Source organism: Dactylosporangium sp. CS-047395, from assembly GCF_050942185.1.
Classification (GTDB): Bacteria; Actinomycetota; Actinomycetes; order Mycobacteriales; family Micromonosporaceae; genus Dactylosporangium.
On record NZ_CP192015.1, the window covers coordinates 7,010,215 to 7,027,523 of the forward strand.

The following is a 17,309-nucleotide window of genomic DNA, read 5'->3' on the forward strand; positions in this document are numbered from 1 at the left end:
GTCGTTGGATGCGAACCTGTCCCCGTCCGGGCGAACCTGTCGGACATGACCCCTCGCTTGACGTTGAACATCATGCTCTTCCTGACCGTCCTGTACGGCGCCGCGGTGGCGATCGTGGCCGTGACGGACACACCCGGCCTCGGCACCTTCACCATCGTCGGCGCCATCGTGCTGGGCGTACTTTGGGTGGCCCGCGGCTTCCTGATCCGCGGCTCCCGCTGACGTCCGTTTGACGCCCTCGCCCTCGCGCGGTCGTGCAATCCCAGTCACATCCTGAGCGTCCGAGCATCCCGCGCAACCGCGTTTACGGCCGGAACGCGCATCCGATCTCGCTCACCGCCGCACGCTCGCATCGGCATCTCAGCGTCCGTGCGATTGTGCAGGGTGCGGCGTGCGCGGTTTGTTCAGCTATCGGTCGCGCGAATGGCGGTTCCGGCGATCCAGTCGTCGCCGTCGCGTGTGATGGTGCAGGTCCAGCCGAGTGTGCGCAGCCGTTCGCGGAGGGCGGCGGGATCGATGAAGTGCTTCACGATGCGGTACGTCCGGCCGTCGGTGAGGCGCCGTTCGACGATCCCGTCGCTGACGTACGCTTCCTTGGGGCGCTCGTCGGTGTGCTCGTCGATGAACAGTACGCGGCCGTCGTCGGCGAGCCAGGTGCCCACCAACCGCCAGAACTCGTCGAACCGCTCGTCCGGCACGTGTGACAGCCACGCCGAGAAGAACACGACGTCGAAACGCTCCTCCGCGGCGAGCCCGAAGATGTCGGCGACGGCGAACGTGACGTTCGACGGCACCCGTTCCCGCGCGATCGCAAGCGTTTCCGGCGCGGCGTCGACGGCCAGCACCGACTTGGCATCGCGGGCCAGCGCCTCGGTCCAGAGGCCGGTGCCACAGGCGAGTTCGAGAACCCGCCCGCGCGGAGCCATCGTCGCGACCAGCCGAGCAATCCGCGCGCGGGCCGCGTCGACGTCCCCGTACGCGGTCGCGTCGTACTCCTCCGCGCGACTGCGGTAGTAGCCGACCTGCTCGGCCAGCACGTCGTCCGTCATCGGTCCATCCTGCCTCAAGCACGCACACCGACAACGCCGACCCATATACACCGTCCTCCAGCACCGGCCCAGTGCCGAAGCGACGACGCCGATCCATGCCGCCGCCCTCCAACACCGGCCCAGTGCCGAAGCGACGACACAGATCCGTGCCGCCGCCCTTCAGCACCGGCCCGGCGCCCGAAAGCGACGACGCCGATCCATGTCCGCCGCCCTCCGGCGCGACTCCGGTGCCCGAGGACGACGCCGATGCCCGTTCGTTCCCACTCCGGCGCGAGCGGGGCTGGAGTGGGAACCACGACGATCCGGCCATGCGCATGTTCGCCGGGTGGAGGTGCCGTCGCCGGGTATGGCGGAGACGGCGTTGTCGATGGCTGCGGGTGGGCGTTTCGGCGGTGTGCGGTCGGGTCAGGGCGACGTCATCATGCCGCCGAAGATGCCGACGCCGACGAGGCCGCACCAGAGGACCATGAAGCCGAGGTACAGGACGCTGAGGATCCAGCCGGCGATGATGCCGACCTTGGCGAGTTCGATGCCTCGTTCGCCGCTCATTGCGATCTGTTCCCTGGCCTTGCGCCCGAAATAGATGCCCAGCGGCGGAAAGACCACGAACGCGAAGACGGCGGCGAGAATAGCGTACGTGTTGACCGGAGGCAGTGGCGTGTAGGGCTGGTAGTACTGCTGGGGCTGCTGCGGGTACAACGGCGGCGTTGGGTTGTTCGGGTCTTCGCTCATGGCCTCGCTCCCCGTGAATTTGCCCGAAGGATATGCCCGCCAAGCTGATCCGTCACGAGCGACCGGTGCTCGCCGACCCGCCGCCACTCGCGCCGCAAACTCGCGCCGCCACTCAGGGTGGCCGTGGAACGGGTCTCGCCTGCGATAAAGGTCCACGGCGGCCGACGGACACTGCGCCAAACGGCGCTGATAACGGGCCCGCACATGGTTGAGACCGATCCGCGAGCGAAGTTCGGCAAGCCGGCCCGTCCGCGATAGAGGTCAGCGGCGGGCAAGCGGCAGCGGAGTTCGGCGAGGCGGCCGGTTCGCGGTGGAGGTCAGCGGCGGGCGGCGGTCGGGAGGCGGCCCTCGTCCTCGACGAAGCTCAACGGCGGCCGCGGGTCCAGCCGATCCAGGACCGTGCGGGCAAAGTGGCCGCGCCCGGCGAGGAGATAGCACGACACGGCGCCGTCCTCGCAGCGGCGGGCGGCGTCGACCAGGACTCGGGCGCCGGCTGCGGCCAGGAATTCCAGTTCGCGGAGGTCGATGATGAGCGATTGATGAGGTGCCAAAGCGGCCACGGTACGGCGAAGCAGCTGTCGATACCCCGGAGCTGTTACGGCGTCCAGGGCACCGCCGACGTGTACTGCGACGCCGTCAGGGGTTCGGGTCACGGTGACGCCCGGGGGTGTGGGGTCGGCCGTGAGTGTGCGCCGGGGCAGGGTGGGGGCGGCCGGGACGCCCGCCATGGCCTCGGCGGCGAACGCGGCTAGACGGTCCTGGCGCGGGTGCGGGCCTGGCGTGCGGTACTGCAACGACAGTACACCAAGCGGGTCGCCTCGCTCGTCGCGCAAGGGGTAGGCGTGGACGGCGGCGAATCCGAGGTCGGTGGGGGCGATGTGCTCCAGGACGACCGGGTCCGTCGTGTTCGGGCCGATGCCGCGGGCGGTCAGGAATGCGGCGAGGCGGTCGCGCAGGCCCAGGGGTACGCCGCTGTGGCGGACGGTGCGCAGGGCGGCGGTCTTGGGGTCGAAGATGTGCAGGGTGCAGGCGTCGGCGAGGCAGCCGGCGGCGACGACGATCGCGGTGCGGACGATGTGGCGGTCGGCCAGGGTCAGGAACTCGAGCGCGACGAGGGTCTCGGGGTCGGTCCGCAGCCGGCGGTGGAACTCGGCGAGCACTCCCCTGCGGCTGGCGCGCATCTCCGCGTCGATGACGTCCTGTTGTTGCCTCGGTGGCAGGCCGGGTCGCGGCCGTACGCCGCCGATCGGAGCATCTGGGTCCATGCCGCGCTCCGTCACCGTCATCGCCTCGGCGGAATGCCGCCGGCTCAGCTCACCCTACTCCCGGACCAGCGCCGCTGCAGTCCGCACGCTCGATATCGGGTTCGCGGTAAGGGCCTGTGACCCGTATGGTGCTGTACCCGTGAACAGGTTGGTCGAGGTTGCGGTGCCGGAGCGGCTCGGGCGCGGGTACCGGTGGCTGCTCGCCTCGTCGTGGACCAGCAACCTGGGCGACGGGATCGCGCTGGCCGCCGGGCCGCTGCTCGTGGCCTCGCTCACCGACAACGCGTTCCTGGTGTCGCTGGCGGCGTTGTTGCGGTGGGCGCCGCCGCTGGTCTTCGGACTGTACGCGGGCGTGCTCTCGGACCGGCTCGACCGCCGGCGGATCGTGATGGCGGCGGACGGGCTGCGCGCGGTCGTGCTCGTCGCGCTGGTGGCGTTGCTCGTCACCGGCCATCTGCCGGTCGCCGGTGCGCTGGTGGCGATCGGGTTGCTGACCGTGGGTGAGGTGTTCGCGGACAACGCGGCGGCGACGATCGCGCCCATGCTGGTACAACGGGATGATCTTGTTCTTGCGAATGCGCGGCTCCAGGCAGGCTATATCACGCTGAACAACCTCGTCGGGCCGCCGCTCGGGGCGCTGTTGTTCGCGGCGGGGCACGTGTGGCCGTTCGCCGCCGAGAGTCTGCTGGTCGCGGCCGGGGTCGTGCTCGTCTCGCGGATGGCGCTGCCGGCCGTTCCCGCGGCGTCCGACCGGCCCGCGGGGGTGCGACACGCCGTCGTCGAAGGACTGCGGTGGACCGCCGGGCACGCCGCCGTGCGCACCCTGTCGCTGACGATCCTGATCTTCAACTTCACGTTCGGGGCGGCCTGGTCGGTGCTCGTGCTCTACGCGCAGCAGCGCCTCGGGCTCGGGCCGACCGGCTTCGGCCTGTTCACGATGCTGGGCGCGGTGGGCGGGCTGGCCGGCACCGGCATGTACGGGTGGCTGACGCGCCACGTCAGCCTCGGCAACATCATGCGAGCGGGCCTCATCATCGAGACGCTGACGCACCTTTCGCTCGCCTTGACGACCTCGGCCTGGCTCGCCGGGGGAATCATGTTCGTCTTCGGGGCGCATGCCTTCATCTGGGGTACGACGTCGCTGACGGTGCGGCAACGCGCGGTGCCGACGCACTTGCAGGGGCGGGTGGGCAGCGTCAACACCATCAGCACGTTCGGGGGGCTGGTGGTGGGCTCGCTGATCGGCGGCGTACTGGCCACGCAGATCGGGGTGACGGCGCCGTTCTGGTTCGCGTTCGGTGGGTCGGCGGTGTTCGTCGTGCTGTTGTGGCGGTCGCTGACGCGGATCGCGCACGGTTAGCTGGCCTCGGCTACGAGAGAGTGCGGGGACCGAAGGCCGGCTGCAGCTCGGATGCATCACCTCGTGGTCGTTTCCGCTTCGGTGGTTTCGTGCGGGGAGGGCGGGACAGTCGGCTCGGAAAAATGTCGTACCCGGGTGGCAGGATGTGGTGCAGCTGATCGGACGGTTCCGGTCACGAGCACTGGCTGAGCGTCGCGGTGGGGCGGTGCGGGCAGTGCGTACACACGAAGATGTAGTAGTCGCCAGCATCCCCGATCATGAGACCGGCGTCGGCCTCGGCTGCGAATGCCTCGGCCGGTGGTTGTCCGTCGGGCTGCAGCTGCCGGGCTGACAGCTCCTCCATGGGCACCCAGCGCCGCCACGATTCGCCGTCGCATTCCACGCTCGCGATCGTCAGGAGGTGATCCATCGAACGGCCGCATGCAGTGCAGTCCGGCGGGTCCGGGTTCTGGATCCAGTCCGGCCAACCGCCTGCTTTGGTACCGGGTGCTGTCGACAGGTGGGCGAAGTAGCTCCACCCGTTGGCCCGGGCCCAGGTTTCGACGCGCTCTCGAAGCTCGTCGTCGAGGGCGAAACCGTCGGGGTACTCGTCGACGACCTCGGGATGAAGCCGGCACGGCTCCGGACGGAACTCGCCGGTCCCGAGGTCCACGCCGGGCTGCGGCGGGTCGGTGAGCAGGCCGGCTCCGGTCGCCGCGGTCGGCTGGAACGCGCCGCTGCCTGAGTCCGCACCGTTGGTCGACTTGGAGGCGGGCGGCGGTGGCGTGGCCGCGTCGGGCGATACGGAGGACGAGTTTCGCCAGCGGACCACGGCGATCGGGTCCATGGCCGGCTGGTGGTACGCCGGGCACCACAGCACCTGGCAGAGGTCGGTGCCGTCGGGGAACGGGAGGTGGGGTACGTCTCGGGCGTACAGCTGAAGGACGGGCACCAATGGGATAGCTCGGACCGTCGCGTTTTCGGGGACGCCGACGATCAGGTCCCAGTCGGTGTGGTCCGGGGAGTCGCACAGGGGCCAGGGGTCGTCGCTCGGCCAGAGCAGCGGGCCGCCCAGGGAGCTGTCGTGGGGGCCCACCTCGCCGCGGCGGGGGTGCAGCCGGGTTGCTCGGCGGGACGCGGTGGCCAGTTCGGGGAACGTCGCGGCTACGTCCAGCGGTGGCTCCGGGGTGGTGAGCGCCATGGCCCGCACCGTAGCGCCCGGAGGTTGCTCGTGGCGTTCGCGGGGGTCGGGCGGCAGCAGACGAACAGGAGTGCGGCAGCGGCGGCGGACCGGGCGGCAGCAGACGAACAGGAGTGGGCCAGCGGCGTCGGACCGGGCGGCAGCAGACGAACAGGAGTGCGGCAGCGGCGGCGGACCGGGCGGCAGCAGACGAACAAAAGTGGCCAGCGCGGTCGGGTCGGGCGGCATCAGGCGAACAGGAGTGGGGCAGCGGGATCGACGGTCGTCCCTTAGGGTCACGGGATGACTACAGGGGCTCGGGTCATGCAGGTGTTGTTCATCGTCGGCGGGCTGGCGTGCATTGTGCTGGGGCTGTTCGGGTCGATGGTCGTCGGGGATGCCGAGACCGAGGTGAAGTGGGCCTGTACGCCGGCGCCGCAGTATGGGCGTGAGCAGTGCGATGGGGAGGCGAACAGCGGGGGGACGCACATGCCGTCGCAGTACATTCTCGCGGGGATCGGGCTGGAGATCGCCGCCGCGGCGGTGGCCATCGGGGGGCGGCGCGACCCGGTGGTGCCGGCTGCGGCGTTGCCTGCCGGGTATCCCGTGATGCAATCCGCGCCGCCTCCGTATCCGGCTCGGCCGGTCTCCGGGCCGCCGCCGGGGCAGCCCGGGTGGCCGACCTGATCAAACCCGAGAGGCCGACCTGATGAAACTCGGGCCGCCGACCTCCTGAAACCTGGGTCGCCGACCCGATGAAGACCGGGTAGCCGACCTGACGAAACCTGGGTCGCCGCCGTGATGAAGACCGGGTGGCCGACCTGATGAAAGACCGCGTGGCCGGCCTGATGAGACCTGGGTCGCCGACCTGATGAGAAGGGTCCGGCCAGCAATCGGGTACAACAAGCAGCATGGTCGTTCTGGGAGCCTATTTCCCGGCCTCTAGCGCCGGCGCCTATCCGATCGCGAACATCCCGGCCGGGAAGCTGACGCATCTGTTCTACGCGTTCGCCACCATCGAGCAGGGGCATCTCACGCTGCCCGAAGACGCTCCCGCGCACCTCGAGGACCTGGCCGCGCTCAAGCGGGGTCATCCCAACCTGCGGACGGTCCTGTCGATCGGCGGCTGGGGGGCCGGCGGGTTCTCCGACGCGGCGCTGACGCGGCGGTCGCGAGCCGTGTTCGTCGAAGAGGCACTCGCGCTGGCCGACGGGTTTGACGGGATCGACCTGGATTGGGAGTTTCCCGTGTCCGGCGGGCCGGCCGAGGTCACGCACCGGCCCGAGGACCGGCGCAACGCCACGCTGCTCGCCAAGGATCTTCGAGAGCGGCTCGGCGACGAGTACATCCTCACCGCCGCACTGCCCGCCGGGCGGCTGCAGGCCGCCGGGCCCTACGACCCGGCCGAGAGCTTCGAGATCGCGGAGCTGGCGCGAGTGCTCGATTTCGTGAATCTCATGACGTACGACTTCGGGACCGGGTTCTCGCCCGTCGCGACGCTCAACGCCCCGCTCAACGCCCCGCTCGAAGGGCTCGGGGACGGGAACGATGTCGCCTCGGCGGTCGACTATTACGTGCGGGCCGGGGTCGCGCGGGAGCGGCTGGTGCTCGGGGTGCCGTTCTACGGGCGGGGATTCCTGGTCGACGAGGCCGGCGAGGAGGCGGGGCTGGGGCGGCCTCAGGTCGGTACCATGGAGGCTCCTGAATGGCGCGAGATCAAGCGCTCCTTCCTGACCGATCCGGCCTGGGAGCGGCACCGGCATCCCGTCGCGCGGTCGCCGTGGCTTTACCACCGGGGTCGGCGGGCGTTCGTGAGTTATGAGGACGCCGTGTCGATCGAGGAGCGGGCGGCGTTCGCGGCGCGGGAGGGGCTCGCGGGGGCGTTCACGTGGCAGCTGGCCGCCGATGATGACGAGCACAGCCTGCTCGCGGCCATGGTGCGGCCGTTCGGCGGGGATCTTTGAGTCTGCGTTAAGTGTTGCTTAGATCGAGGCCACGGCATTCCGCTGCCGAGATGTTCTCGTTACGTTTGGTGCAGCTCGACCGGTCCTCGTCGCTCAATCGGGCGGCCCGGGCGGGCGCCGCCGAGTCGAACGCCGGGCCTGGTCACAGGCTTGGCGCGGGAGCCGGGGAACCAGTTGGGCGGGCCTTGCCGGCCGCCCGTGGGGTGAATCCGCGCGAGCGGTAGGGCGCACCTTCTTTCCGCCCGAACCCGTCAGCTAACCCGGTAGGCGGTCCGGAAGAAGGACGCTGTCGTGTTCATCGGACGTACGGCGCTGCGAGCGTGGCTCATCGGGCTGACGGTCGCGGCCGTGGTCGCTCCGGCGTGTGCCGCACACGCCGACCCGACGCACGAGGAGATCCAGGCCCAGATCGACAAGGGCAACCGGGACCTCGAGCTCATCGTCGAGGACTACAACAAGATCAATGGTGATCTGGAGGCGACCCAGGCCTCGATCACCAAGCTGGAGCAGGACCTGCAGCCGCTGCAGGCGAGCATGGACGCGGCCCGCAAGGGCGCCGACCAGGTCGCGGTCAACGCGTACAAGAGCGGCGGCAGCCTGGGCACGTGGTCGCTCATGCTGGGCGCCCAGTCCACCGACGGGTTCTTCGACCGGGTCGGGACGCTGGAGCAGATCTCGCGCAACCAGCAGGCGGACATCGCCACCTTCACCGCGGCCAAGAACGGCTTCGACACCGAGAAGCAGCGGCTCAACGAGCAGCTCGCGGCGCAGAGCCGGCAGAAGACCGACATCGAGGCGCGGCGCAAGCAGATCGAGGGCAACATCGCCAAGCTCGACGACATGCAGAAGAAGGCCGACGAGGCGGCCGCGAAGGCCGCGGCGGCCGGCAAGGCCAAGACGACGAAGACCACCACGACGTCGAACCCGGGACCGCCGCCGGCCGTCTCCGGTGCCGCCGGCAAGGCCGTGAACTACGCGTGGGCGCAGCTGGGCAAGAAGTACGTCTTCGGCGCCGCCGGCCCGAACACGTTCGACTGCTCGGGGCTGACCATGATGGCCTGGAAGGCGGCGGGCGTGACGCTGCCGCACAACGCCGCACAGCAGTGGGGCAAGGTCAAGCACATCACGCGCAGTCAGCTCGCCCCCGGTGACCTGGTCTTCTACAACGGGCTGGGGCACGTCGGGATCTACATCGGCAACAACCAGATCATCCACGCGCCGAACAGCCGGACCGTGGTGAAGGTGGCGCCGATCGACATCGACTCCCTGTACGGCTACGGGCGGATCTAAACCGCCAGCCAAAAGAGAGCGTCAGCGGAGTTCGCCCGGGAGCAGGCTGAAGACCAGCGTGTCGCGGCGCCCGTCCTTGAACCGGATGTGCGAGCGCAGCCGCCCCTCCCGGACGAACCCGCAGTGTTCCGCCACCCGCGCCGAGGCGAGATTGTCGGGATCACAGGTCAATTCCAGCCGGTGTACTCCCAGTGCCCCGAACCCCCACCCCGCCAGCAGCCGCAGCGACCGGGTGGCGACGCCGCGCCCGCGCGACCAGGGCGCGACCCAGTAGCCGATCGACGCGCGGGACTGGCCGGGGTCGACGTCGTACACGGACGCGGCGCCCCAGACGCGGGCGCGGTCGGCGGGGTCGGCGACGGCCAGGTTGAGCGACGTTCCGGCGAGGCGGTCGCGCTCGTTCTGCACCGTCGCGGCGGCCACCTCGGCCTCGGTGATCGGCTCGATGCCAGCCCACGAGAAGCGCTGGCAGAGCTCGTCGGAGAACGCGGCGTACCGTTGCGGCGTGTCCTGTTCCTGCCAGGGCCGCAGCAGGACCGTGCCGTCGGTGAGCTCGGGGTCGGGGAACGGCAGGGCGGACCGCTGCGGGTCGTCGGGCACGGCTATTCGGGCCGGCCGCGGTAGGTGCCGGTCTCGTCGACGGCCTCGGCGAAGTCGGCGAAGTCCATGTTGGCGATGCTCAGGTTCGACGCGACCTCGGCGAAGGCGCCCGGCAGCACCCGGAAGGAGCGGCCCGGCTCGTCGGCCAGGTCGACGGCGAGCAGCGGGTGCTCGTCGTCGGTCATGCTGGTCTCGTCGGCGAGGAAGAGCTCGTAGACCTTGTCGTCCTCGTCGGCGCCGTCGTCGATGTCGATGAGGTCGGCGATGGTGGCCCCGTCGTACGCGGGGTCGCCGATGTACGTCGCGTGGTCCTCGCCGAAGAGCGCCTGCAGCTCGGTCCAGGCGTCATCGTCGCTGAAGTCGACCCGCACCACGAGGGCGGTGAGATCGCGGGGCTGGGGCAGCGCCGTCATGGGCGGCATCATCCCATCCCGGCACGGCAGTGCGCGCGCCGGGAGCGCTGGGCGACACCCTGCGGTACAACCTCGGGATGACCAGTCGCATCTCCGTGCTCGTGATCGACGCCAACGACCCCCGCCGGATCGCCGCCTTCTGGTGCGCCGTGCTCGGCTGGGAGGTTACCGAGGAGGAGCCGGGCGACCCGCTCGTGATCACGATCGGGCCGGCCGACGGGTCGGCGCCGGGCATCGACGTGGTGGCCGTGCCCGAGCACAAAACGATCAAGAACCGGCTGCACCTGGACATCCGCGCGGACGGCAGCACCCAGGCGGAGGAGGTCGAGCGGCTGATCGGCCTGGGCGCCCGCCGGGCCGACGTCGGCCAGGGCCCGGACGTCTCCTGGGTGACCCTCGCCGACCCCGAGGGCAACGAATTCTGCGTGCTGTCGCGAAGCGTCCAGGACCTGCTCTTGTCCTAACGCATCGATCGAGATTAAAATCCCGGAAAACAGTTAACAACCTTAACTGTTTATATGGGAGTGCTCTCGGTACAGGAGGAGCGAGATGCGCAGACCCCGAAGGCTCTTCGCGGGCATTGCGGCCACCGTGCTCACGGCCGCCGTCGCGTGGACCACCGCGACGCTGAACACCACGGCGCAGGCCGCCACCACCAGCGGAGGCGTCAAGTTCGCCTACTTCACGCAGTGGGGCATCTACGCCAACGGTTTCTACCCCAAGAACCTCGACACCAGTGGCATGGCCGGCAAGCTCGACTACCTCGTGTACGCGTTCGAGAACATCAACCCCACCACGCTGAGCTGCTTCGAGAACGACTCCCCCGCGTCGCAGGACGAGAACAACCCGAACGCGGGCGACAACGCCGGTGACTCGTACGCCGACTACGGCAAGTCCTACGGCGCCGACATCAGCGTCGACGGGGTCGCCGACGTCTGGAACCAGCCCCTCGTCGGCAACTTCAACCAGCTCAAGAAGCTCAAGGCCAAGTACCCGAACCTCAAGATCCTGGTCTCGATCGGCGGCTGGACCTACTCGAAGTACTTCTCCGACGCCGCCTCCACCGACGCCAACCGCAAGCGGCTGGTCAGCTCCTGCATCGACATCTTCATCAAGGGCAACCTGCCGGTGCGCAACGGCTACGGCGGCGCCGGCTCCGGTGCGGGCGTGTTCGACGGCATCGACATCGACTGGGAGTACCCGGGCGCGGCGGGCCACACCGGCAACCACTACAGCGCCGCCGACAAGACCAACTACACGCTGCTCATGGCCGAGTTCCGGGCCCAGCTCGACGCGCTCGGCGGCGGCAAGAAGTGGCTGACCGCGGCGGTGCCGGCCGGCCAGGACAAGATCCGCATGATCGAGACGAACAAGGTCGGGCAGTACCTCGACTACGCCAACATCATGACTTACGACATGCACGGCGGATTCGAGCCGCAGGGCCCGGCGAACTTCCAGGACCCGCTGTACGGCTCGCCGAACGATCCGAGCCCGGTGATCGCGCCCGGCAACGGGAAGTACAACATCGACTCCGCCGTGAAGGCGTGGGTCAACGGCGACGCGAGCTACGGCATCCCCGGCGGGTTCCCGGCGAGCAAGGCGACGATCGGGTACCCGTTCTACTACCGCGGCTGGACCGGCGTGCCGGCCGGGGCGAACCACGGGCTGTACCAGCCGGCGGCGAGTCCCGCGACGGGCCACGCGATGTCCGGCAACGTGCCCGGCGTGTCGTTCTACAAGGAGCTCACGGGCTTCGTGGACAACCCGTCGTACACGTACTTCGATCAGACCACCAAGTCGTCGTACTTCTACGACGGCAGCACGTTCTGGTCGGGTGACAACGCCCAGTCGATCCAGGCCAAGGCCGACTACCAGCACTGCAACGGCCTGGCCGGGGCGATGATGTACTCCCTCGAGGCCCTGGACAGCAACGCGACCCTGTTCAACCAGGTGGTCAACTCGACCAACGGAGCGACGGCGGGCTGCTCGACGACCTCGCCGACCGCCTCCGTCTCGCCGTCGCGCAGCGCCTCGGTGAGCCCGTCGCCGAGCCGGAGCCCGAGCGCCAGCCCGACCCCGACCGGCGGCACCTGCTCGGCCCCGGCCTGGAACGCGGGGACGGCCTACAACGGCGCCGCCGTGGTGTCCTACGGCGGGCACACCTGGACCGCGAAGTGGTGGACCCAGGGCGACATCCCGGGCAACAACAGCCAGGGCGTGTGGACCGACAACGGGGCGTGCGGCGGCACCACCCCGACCCCGACCGGCGGGACCGGGAACTGCGCGGGCCTCTCGCCGTACAACGCGGGCACCGCCTACACCGGCGGCCAGTCGGTGAGCTACGGCGGGCACAAGTGGACCGCCAAGTGGTGGACCCAGGGCGAGACCCCGACCACCGGCGGCTCGGGCGTGTGGACCGACAACGGCGCCTGCTGAGGGCCTGTTGCACGACGACCTGAGTGTGCCGCCCGGCGGATTTCCCGTCCGGGCGGCATACTCAGGATCATGACCGAACCGGAGCTCGATCCCGAGCAGTACCCGCCGATCGACCCGCGCGAGCCGGTGCCCGACGACCCGGGTGAGCTCCTGCCGGACACCCCCGAGACGCTGCCGCCGGCCCCGGCCGAGCCGATGCCGGGCGACGGCGACCCGCCCCCGGACGGCGGCGTGCCGGAACCGGCGTGAGCACTAGTACAGCCTTCCGAGGATCGCGCGCAGGAGGATGATCCCGAGGAAGACGATGATGAACGCCAGGTCGATGCCCACGCCGCCGAAGCGCAGCGGGGGCAGGGCCCGGCGGACGGGGGCGAGGACCGGCTCGGTGACGGCCCACACCGCGCGGGTCACCTGGGCCCGCACCCCGCCCGGCGCCGGCGTCCCGGCCAGCACCGCGCTCCAGTCGAGCACGGCCCGGGCGACCAGCAGCAGCTGGAACACCAGCAACGCGATGAGCACGACGTCGAGGACGAGATCCACACAACCTCCAAAAGAACAAGTGTGCGTCAGTACTTGAACGAGCCCGCAATCCCGCTGAGTTCCCCCGCCATCGCGGCGAGGTCGCCGGCCGCGCGCTGAGCCGCGGCCGCCTCGACCGTGGTGGCGCTCGCGTTCTTCGACGCCGCCGCGATGGTGGCCGCGATCTCCGCCGAGCCGGCCGCCACCGAGCCCACGTTGCGGCTGATCTCGGCCGTGGTGACGGTCTGCTCCTCGACGGCCGCGGCGATCGTCTGCTGCGCCTCGGCGACCCGGGTGACCACGGTGGAGATCCCGCCGATGGCCGCCGCGGCCCGCGCCGTCTCCTCCATGATGGCGGAGATCTTGGTGCCGATCTCCTCCGACGCCCGGGTGGTCTCCTGGGCCAGGTCCTTCACCTCGCTGGCGACGACGGCGAAGCCCTTGCCGGCCTCCCCGGCCCGGGCCGCCTCGATCGTGGCGTTGAGGGCGAGCAAGTTGGTCTGGGCGGCGATCGCGGTGATGGTCTTGACGATCGCGCCGATCTCCGCGCTCGCCTCCGACAGCTGCGCCACGGTCGCCGAGGTCGCGGCCGCGCCGGCCACCGCCTCGCCGGCCACGGTCGCGGCCACGCTGGTGCTGCGGGCGATCTCGTCGATCGCGGCGTTCATCTGCTCGGCGGCCGAGGCGAGCGTGGCGACGTTGCCGGAGATGTCGTCGGCGGCCCGGGCCACCTGGACCGTCTGGCCGCTGGTGGTCGCGGCCTGCCCGTCGAGGCGCCCGGACAGCTGGGTCAGGTCCCGGCCGGCCGCGGTGAGCGCGGCCGCCCGGTCGCCGACCTGGCTGACCGCCTCCCGGATGCCGGTGACGGCCGCGTTGAACTCGCGGGCCATGTCGGTCGCCTCGTCGCGGCCGTCCTCGGGCAGCTCGACGGCGAGGTTGCGCCGGGCCAGCTCGCGCAGGCCGCCGATCACCCGCTCGGCCGGGCGGACCACGCTCCACGTGATCACGATGGCGAGCAGGGTGGCGATGGCGGCCGACAGGGTGACGGCGATGACGATCGCGATCACCAGCGTGCGGCGGCTGTCGTGGGAGACCTGGGCGCTGTGCTCGGCGGCGGCCGCGGTCCGGGCGGTCACGGAGTCCACCAGCTTGCCGGTGGCGTCCAGGATCTTGTAGTACTCGTCGTACCCCGCGCCCTCGATCAGCGCCTTGGCCTGGGCGACGGAGCCCGCGCGGTACAACGTGACGATCTGGTCGTCGTAGTTGAGGAAGGCGGTGAAACCGCTCGCGATGGTGTCGAACAGCTGCCGCTCGGCCGGCGTCAGCAGACTCGTGTCGACCGCGTCCAGCTCCGTCTGGAGGGAGGCGGCCGAGGCCAGGTAGCCCTTCCGGTTGGGCGAGGTGTCCGCGGTCGCCGCGGCCCCGCCCAGCGTGGCCACGTCCCCGGCGTAGGCGACCTGCCAGCCGGACACGTCGGCGTCGCGGAACTTCAGCTGCATCACCTGCCGCGACAGCGTCTGCAGCGGCCCGATCCCCTCGCTCGCGGTGGCCTGTGCGGCCGATCCGCGCTCCCCGATGAAGGCCATCCCGGCCAACAGCGCACTCATGACGGCGAACGCGAGCGCCAGCCGGGTGCGGAGCCGGACCCTACGCACAAGATTTACCATGCCCCGGAGTTCGGCAGGCGGCCCAAGTTACCGAGCAGTCATGACGCAGGACACGGCGAAGCCGCCCTTGGTACTCTGCTTCACCCGGTACATCGCCTCGTCCGCCTCCCGCAGCAGCCGGTCACCGTCGCCGGCCCGGGCGGTCGTGGCCAGCCCGACGCTGGCCCCGATGCCTACGCTCGTCCCGGCGATCTCGAACGGCTCGGCGACCGCGGCCACGATCCGCTCGGCCACCACGACCGCCGCGGCCTCGTCGGCGTCCAGGACCACCGCGAACTCGTCGCCGCCGAGCCGGACCACGGTGCCCGCCCCGGCCGCGTCCAGCAGCCGCCCGGCCACCGCGACCAGCAGCTCGTCGCCGGCGGCGTGCCCGAGACGGTCGTTGACCGGCTTGAACTCGTCCAGGTCGACCAGCAGCAGCGCCTGCCGCCCGGCCGCGCCGGTGAGCAGCTCGGTGAGCGCGCGCCGGTTCGGCAGCCCGGTGAGCGGGTCGTGCGCGGCCTGGTGGCGCACGAGGGCCTCGTGCTCGGCGAGCGTCTCCAGGGCCTCCTGCTGCTGGCGCAGCAGCTCCTCCCGGGCGCGCATGGAGGCGCGGTGCTCGCGCTCGAAGCGATACAGCAGCAGCCCGATCGCCGCCACCGCGGCCGCCATCGCCAGGATCAGCGTGAAGTCGGCGAGTGTCTTGGCCAGATCCGCGGCCGCCGTCTCCGACTCCTCCAGGCGCTGCAGCGTGCTGGCGAGCACGACGAACGCCGGGTCCGTCCGGCCCTGTTCCACCGCGAGGGCCTCGGCGGTCTTGCCGACGCCGAGGAGACCGAGTTCCTGGTCGAGCACCGCGTGGTACCCGGAAACCTGCTTGGAAAGCCCCTCGGACCCGGGCAACTTGTCGAGGATGGCGCGCTCGCGCGAGCGGATGGCGCCGAGCTCCCGGGCCACCTTGACGGGCGTGTTGCGGCTCGCGAGGGTCTTCCACTGCAGCGAACTCTCCTCGTGCAGCAGCACGTTGAGCTCGTTGAGCTGGGCGCGGGTCCCCTCGTGGGCGCGGCTGCGGCCGTGCAGCTCGATGTTGGCCACGGTGACGGCGGCGAGCAGCACCAGGGCGAGCGCCAGCACCCGTGGCCACCGCCACGACAACGAGTTTGCCACCGTTGCGTGCACGGTTCGACTATCGACCGCTGCTCGGCCGACCTTGGGTTTTCGGCTCATCCACTTCTGCGACCGGTCGATAGGAGCGGTGTGATGAGGCGCACTGCACTGCTCGCGGCGGCCGCCGCCCTGCTCGCCCTGGCCGGCTGCGCGAAGGCCGGCGGCACCGGCTCGGACCCGGACGTCACCCTCGAGTTCTGGTACATGCCGTACGGCGGCCCGATCCAGGACCGCGCGGTCGTCCAGGAGACCGAGGAGTTCCACAAGCTGCACCCCGGCATCACCATCAACCCCGTGCGCATCCAGTGGAGCGACGCGCTCACCCGGCTCAGCACCGCCACCACCAGCGGCGAGGGCCCGGACGTGACGGTGCTCGGCACCACCTGGGTCGGCGGCTTCAGCGCCCTGGGCGCCCTGCGGCCCTACACCGAGGCGCAGATCGCCGAGGTGGGCGGCAAGGACGTCTTCGCCACGGCGGCCTGGAGCGCCAGCCACCGCCTCGGCTCCGACGAGATCACCGCGCTGCCCTGGCTGACCGACGTGCGCGCGCTGTTCTACCGCAAGGACGTCCTCGCCCAGGCCGGCATCGACCCGGCGACCGCGTTCACCGACTGGAACGCCTTCGAGCAGACGCTCAAAACCATCAAAGCCGGCAACGGTACTGTGTGGCCGCTCGCCATCGGCAACGAGAACAACTTCGGCATCATTCACAACGTCGCCCCCTTCATCTGGGGCGCGGGCGGCAACCTGCTCGACACCTCCGGCGCCAAGTCCCTGCTGGACCAGCCCGCCGCCGTCGACGGCGTCGAGTACTACCAGCGCCTCGTCCACCAGTACGACGACCCGGCGGCGATGAAGCTCACCTCCAGCGACGTACCGGAGGCCTTCGCCAACGGCACCGGCGCGATCACCATCGACAACTCCCAGTCGGTCGGCGACTACCTGGCCGACCCGGACCGCCCAGGCCTCAAGAACGGCTGGGGCACCGCCCCGATGCCGGCCGGCAAGGAGGGCCGCTTCGGCTTCTTCGGCGGCTCCGGCCTCGCCATCCTCAAAGCGGCCAAGCACCCCGACGCCGCCTTCGAGTGGGTGAAGTTCCTGACCGGCGAGGAGAGCCAGCGCCGGTACAGCGTCTCCTCCGGCCTGTGGCCCGCCCGCACCGCCGCGATCGCGGGAACCCGCCTGGAGTCCGACCCGGCGTACGCCGCCTTCCGCACGATGATCGCGGCCGGCCGGATGTACCCGTCGATCCCGGCCTGGATCGTGGTGGAGAGCATCATCGCGAAGGACCTGGCGGATCTGTGGCACGCGCCGGACGCCCTGACCCGCGCCCAGGTCGAGGAGATCCTCCAGCGCACCACGAAGGACATCGACGACGCCCTCCAGGACCCGGCCCAGACCGGCATCAACTAACCTCCATCAGCGACGACGGCACCTTGAATGCTGTGGAACCGAGGAGGTCGCCGCCACCGGTGCCGGCCCCTTCCTGCCGATGCTGGTGCGGTGCGCGCTGGCCCAGGACGCCGACTACTGGACCGGCCTCGCGCTCGGGTGGCTGGAGCACGGCTTCCCGGCGGCCGGGCTGATCGACGACCTGGCCGCGCTGAAGGACGCCCCGGGCCGGGGGCAGCCGATCCGGCATCGCGCCCTGCGGGTGTACCGGGTCTCCGTCGCCGCGGTGTTCGGGCCGGGCCAGTGAACCGGTACGG

At 70.5% G+C, this 17,309-nt stretch carries 19 protein-coding genes and 1 riboswitch; of the genes, 10 read left to right on the forward strand and 9 right to left on the reverse strand.

The features are described 5' to 3' along the window. Positions 1-45 precede the first annotated feature (45 nt). Positions 46-222 carry a hypothetical protein gene (locus ACQP00_RS33020; RefSeq protein WP_433202814.1) on the forward strand — a complete coding sequence of 59 codons (177 nt, stop codon included), beginning with the start codon at positions 46-48 and terminating at the stop codon, positions 220-222. A 182-nt stretch (positions 223-404) separates the two neighbouring features. On the opposite strand, the gene ACQP00_RS33025 is transcribed toward ACQP00_RS33020, so the two are convergent. The 3 genes from ACQP00_RS33025 to ACQP00_RS33035 form a co-directional block, all read right to left on the reverse strand. Then, positions 405-1,049, reverse strand: a complete 645-nt coding sequence (locus ACQP00_RS33025; RefSeq protein ID WP_433202817.1) for a class I SAM-dependent methyltransferase — start codon at positions 1,047-1,049, stop codon at positions 405-407. A gap of 405 nt (positions 1,050-1,454) precedes the next feature. Further along, positions 1,455-1,781: a DUF4190 domain-containing protein gene (locus ACQP00_RS33030; protein ID WP_433202820.1), complete on the reverse strand. Its 327-nt coding sequence runs from the start codon at positions 1,779-1,781 to the stop codon at positions 1,455-1,457. A gap of 317 nt (positions 1,782-2,098) precedes the next feature. Further along, positions 2,099-3,046 carry an STAS domain-containing protein gene (locus ACQP00_RS33035; RefSeq protein ID WP_433202823.1) on the reverse strand — a complete coding sequence of 316 codons (948 nt, stop codon included), beginning with the start codon at positions 3,044-3,046 and terminating at the stop codon, positions 2,099-2,101. A 139-nt stretch (positions 3,047-3,185) separates the two neighbouring features. Here ACQP00_RS33035 and ACQP00_RS33040 point away from each other — a divergent pair, with 139 nt between their 5' ends. Continuing rightward, the gene (locus ACQP00_RS33040) at positions 3,186-4,406 is read left to right on the forward strand and encodes an MFS transporter (protein WP_433202826.1); all 1,221 of its coding nucleotides are present in this window, start codon (positions 3,186-3,188) and stop codon (positions 4,404-4,406) included. A gap of 172 nt (positions 4,407-4,578) precedes the next feature. Here ACQP00_RS33040 and ACQP00_RS33045 read toward each other — a convergent pair whose 3' ends face one another. Then, the gene (locus ACQP00_RS33045) at positions 4,579-5,586 is read right to left on the reverse strand and encodes a hypothetical protein (protein WP_433202829.1); all 1,008 of its coding nucleotides are present in this window, start codon (positions 5,584-5,586) and stop codon (positions 4,579-4,581) included. Positions 5,587-5,889: 303 nt separating this feature from the next. On the opposite strand from ACQP00_RS33045, the gene ACQP00_RS33050 reads away from it, so the two are divergent. The 3 genes from ACQP00_RS33050 (at position 5,890) to ACQP00_RS33060 (ending at position 8,819) form a co-directional block, all read left to right on the forward strand. Then, complete coding sequence (locus ACQP00_RS33050) at positions 5,890-6,252, forward strand: hypothetical protein (RefSeq protein WP_433202832.1); 363 nt, start codon at positions 5,890-5,892, stop codon at positions 6,250-6,252. A gap of 224 nt (positions 6,253-6,476) precedes the next feature. Further along, the gene (locus tag ACQP00_RS33055) at positions 6,477-7,529 is read left to right on the forward strand and encodes a glycoside hydrolase family 18 protein (protein ID WP_433202835.1); all 1,053 of its coding nucleotides are present in this window, start codon (positions 6,477-6,479) and stop codon (positions 7,527-7,529) included. Positions 7,530-7,649: 120 nt separating this feature from the next. Continuing rightward, positions 7,650-7,813: riboswitch (cyclic di-AMP (ydaO/yuaA leader) on the forward strand. A 7-nt stretch (positions 7,814-7,820) separates the two neighbouring features. Next, on the forward strand, positions 7,821-8,819 hold the full coding sequence (locus ACQP00_RS33060; protein ID WP_433202838.1) for an NlpC/P60 family protein: 999 nt from the start codon (positions 7,821-7,823) through the stop codon (positions 8,817-8,819). Positions 8,820-8,840: 21 nt separating this feature from the next. Here ACQP00_RS33060 and ACQP00_RS33065 read toward each other — a convergent pair whose 3' ends face one another. Continuing rightward, entirely contained in the window at positions 8,841-9,419 is a 579-nt protein-coding gene (locus ACQP00_RS33065) for a GNAT family N-acetyltransferase (protein ID WP_433202841.1), read from the reverse strand. Positions 9,420-9,421: 2 nt separating this feature from the next. Further along, the gene (locus tag ACQP00_RS33070) at positions 9,422-9,832 is read right to left on the reverse strand and encodes a DUF6924 domain-containing protein (RefSeq protein WP_433202844.1); all 411 of its coding nucleotides are present in this window, start codon (positions 9,830-9,832) and stop codon (positions 9,422-9,424) included. Positions 9,833-9,909: 77 nt separating this feature from the next. Between ACQP00_RS33070 and ACQP00_RS33075 the strand changes: the two genes are divergently transcribed. The 3 genes from ACQP00_RS33075 (at position 9,910) to ACQP00_RS33085 (ending at position 12,517) form a co-directional block, all read left to right on the forward strand. Beyond that, the gene (locus ACQP00_RS33075) at positions 9,910-10,296 is read left to right on the forward strand and encodes a VOC family protein (RefSeq protein WP_433202847.1); all 387 of its coding nucleotides are present in this window, start codon (positions 9,910-9,912) and stop codon (positions 10,294-10,296) included. Between the two features lie 85 nt (positions 10,297-10,381). After that, positions 10,382-12,268, forward strand: coding sequence for a glycosyl hydrolase family 18 protein (locus ACQP00_RS33080; RefSeq protein ID WP_433202850.1), 1,887 nt, complete (start codon positions 10,382-10,384; stop codon positions 12,266-12,268). Between the two features lie 69 nt (positions 12,269-12,337). Beyond that, the gene (locus ACQP00_RS33085) at positions 12,338-12,517 is read left to right on the forward strand and encodes a hypothetical protein (RefSeq protein ID WP_433087995.1); all 180 of its coding nucleotides are present in this window, start codon (positions 12,338-12,340) and stop codon (positions 12,515-12,517) included. Positions 12,518-12,520: 3 nt separating this feature from the next. On the opposite strand, the gene ACQP00_RS33090 is transcribed toward ACQP00_RS33085, so the two are convergent. The 3 genes from ACQP00_RS33090 to ACQP00_RS33100 are packed head-to-tail and all read right to left on the reverse strand — an operon-like array spanning position 12,521 to position 15,567. Further along, positions 12,521-12,808: a YggT family protein gene (locus ACQP00_RS33090; protein WP_433202853.1), complete on the reverse strand. Its 288-nt coding sequence runs from the start codon at positions 12,806-12,808 to the stop codon at positions 12,521-12,523. Between the two features lie 26 nt (positions 12,809-12,834). Beyond that, positions 12,835-14,442 (reverse strand): methyl-accepting chemotaxis protein, encoded by a 1,608-nt coding sequence (locus ACQP00_RS33095; RefSeq protein ID WP_433202856.1) that lies wholly within the window; start codon positions 14,440-14,442, stop codon positions 12,835-12,837. A 39-nt stretch (positions 14,443-14,481) separates the two neighbouring features. After that, entirely contained in the window at positions 14,482-15,567 is a 1,086-nt protein-coding gene (locus tag ACQP00_RS33100; RefSeq protein ID WP_433202859.1) for a diguanylate cyclase domain-containing protein, read from the reverse strand. Between the two features lie 126 nt (positions 15,568-15,693). Between ACQP00_RS33100 and ACQP00_RS33105 the strand changes: the two genes are divergently transcribed. Further along, positions 15,694-17,013 (forward strand): extracellular solute-binding protein, encoded by a 1,320-nt coding sequence (locus ACQP00_RS33105; protein ID WP_433202862.1) that lies wholly within the window; start codon positions 15,694-15,696, stop codon positions 17,011-17,013. Between the two features lie 79 nt (positions 17,014-17,092). Next, positions 17,093-17,299 carry a hypothetical protein gene (locus ACQP00_RS33110; RefSeq protein ID WP_433202865.1) on the forward strand — a complete coding sequence of 69 codons (207 nt, stop codon included), beginning with the start codon at positions 17,093-17,095 and terminating at the stop codon, positions 17,297-17,299. Positions 17,300-17,309: the final 10 nt, after the last annotated feature.

Bases quoted from the DNA above. Each gene is read 5' to 3' on its own strand.
- ACQP00_RS33020 (WP_433202814.1), top strand. From the start codon at position 46: ATGACCCCTCGCTTGACGTTGAACATCATGCTCTTCCTGACCGTCCTG.
- ACQP00_RS33025 (WP_433202817.1), bottom strand. From the start codon at position 1,049: ATGACGGACGACGTGCTGGCCGAGCAGGTCGGCTACTACCGCAGTCGC.
- ACQP00_RS33030 (WP_433202820.1), bottom strand. From the start codon at position 1,781: ATGAGCGAAGACCCGAACAACCCAACGCCGCCGTTGTACCCGCAGCAG.
- ACQP00_RS33035 (WP_433202823.1), bottom strand. From the start codon at position 3,046: ATGGACCCAGATGCTCCGATCGGCGGCGTACGGCCGCGACCCGGCCTG.
- ACQP00_RS33045 (WP_433202829.1), bottom strand. From the start codon at position 5,586: ATGGCGCTCACCACCCCGGAGCCACCGCTGGACGTAGCCGCGACGTTC.
- ACQP00_RS33050 (WP_433202832.1), top strand. From the start codon at position 5,890: ATGCAGGTGTTGTTCATCGTCGGCGGGCTGGCGTGCATTGTGCTGGGG.
- ACQP00_RS33055 (WP_433202835.1), top strand. From the start codon at position 6,477: ATGGTCGTTCTGGGAGCCTATTTCCCGGCCTCTAGCGCCGGCGCCTAT.
- ACQP00_RS33070 (WP_433202844.1), bottom strand. From the start codon at position 9,832: ATGACGGCGCTGCCCCAGCCCCGCGATCTCACCGCCCTCGTGGTGCGG.
- ACQP00_RS33075 (WP_433202847.1), top strand. From the start codon at position 9,910: ATGACCAGTCGCATCTCCGTGCTCGTGATCGACGCCAACGACCCCCGC.
- ACQP00_RS33080 (WP_433202850.1), top strand. From the start codon at position 10,382: ATGCGCAGACCCCGAAGGCTCTTCGCGGGCATTGCGGCCACCGTGCTC.
- ACQP00_RS33085 (WP_433087995.1), top strand. From the start codon at position 12,338: ATGACCGAACCGGAGCTCGATCCCGAGCAGTACCCGCCGATCGACCCG.
- ACQP00_RS33105 (WP_433202862.1), top strand. From the start codon at position 15,694: ATGAGGCGCACTGCACTGCTCGCGGCGGCCGCCGCCCTGCTCGCCCTG.
- ACQP00_RS33110 (WP_433202865.1), top strand. From the start codon at position 17,093: ATGCTGGTGCGGTGCGCGCTGGCCCAGGACGCCGACTACTGGACCGGC.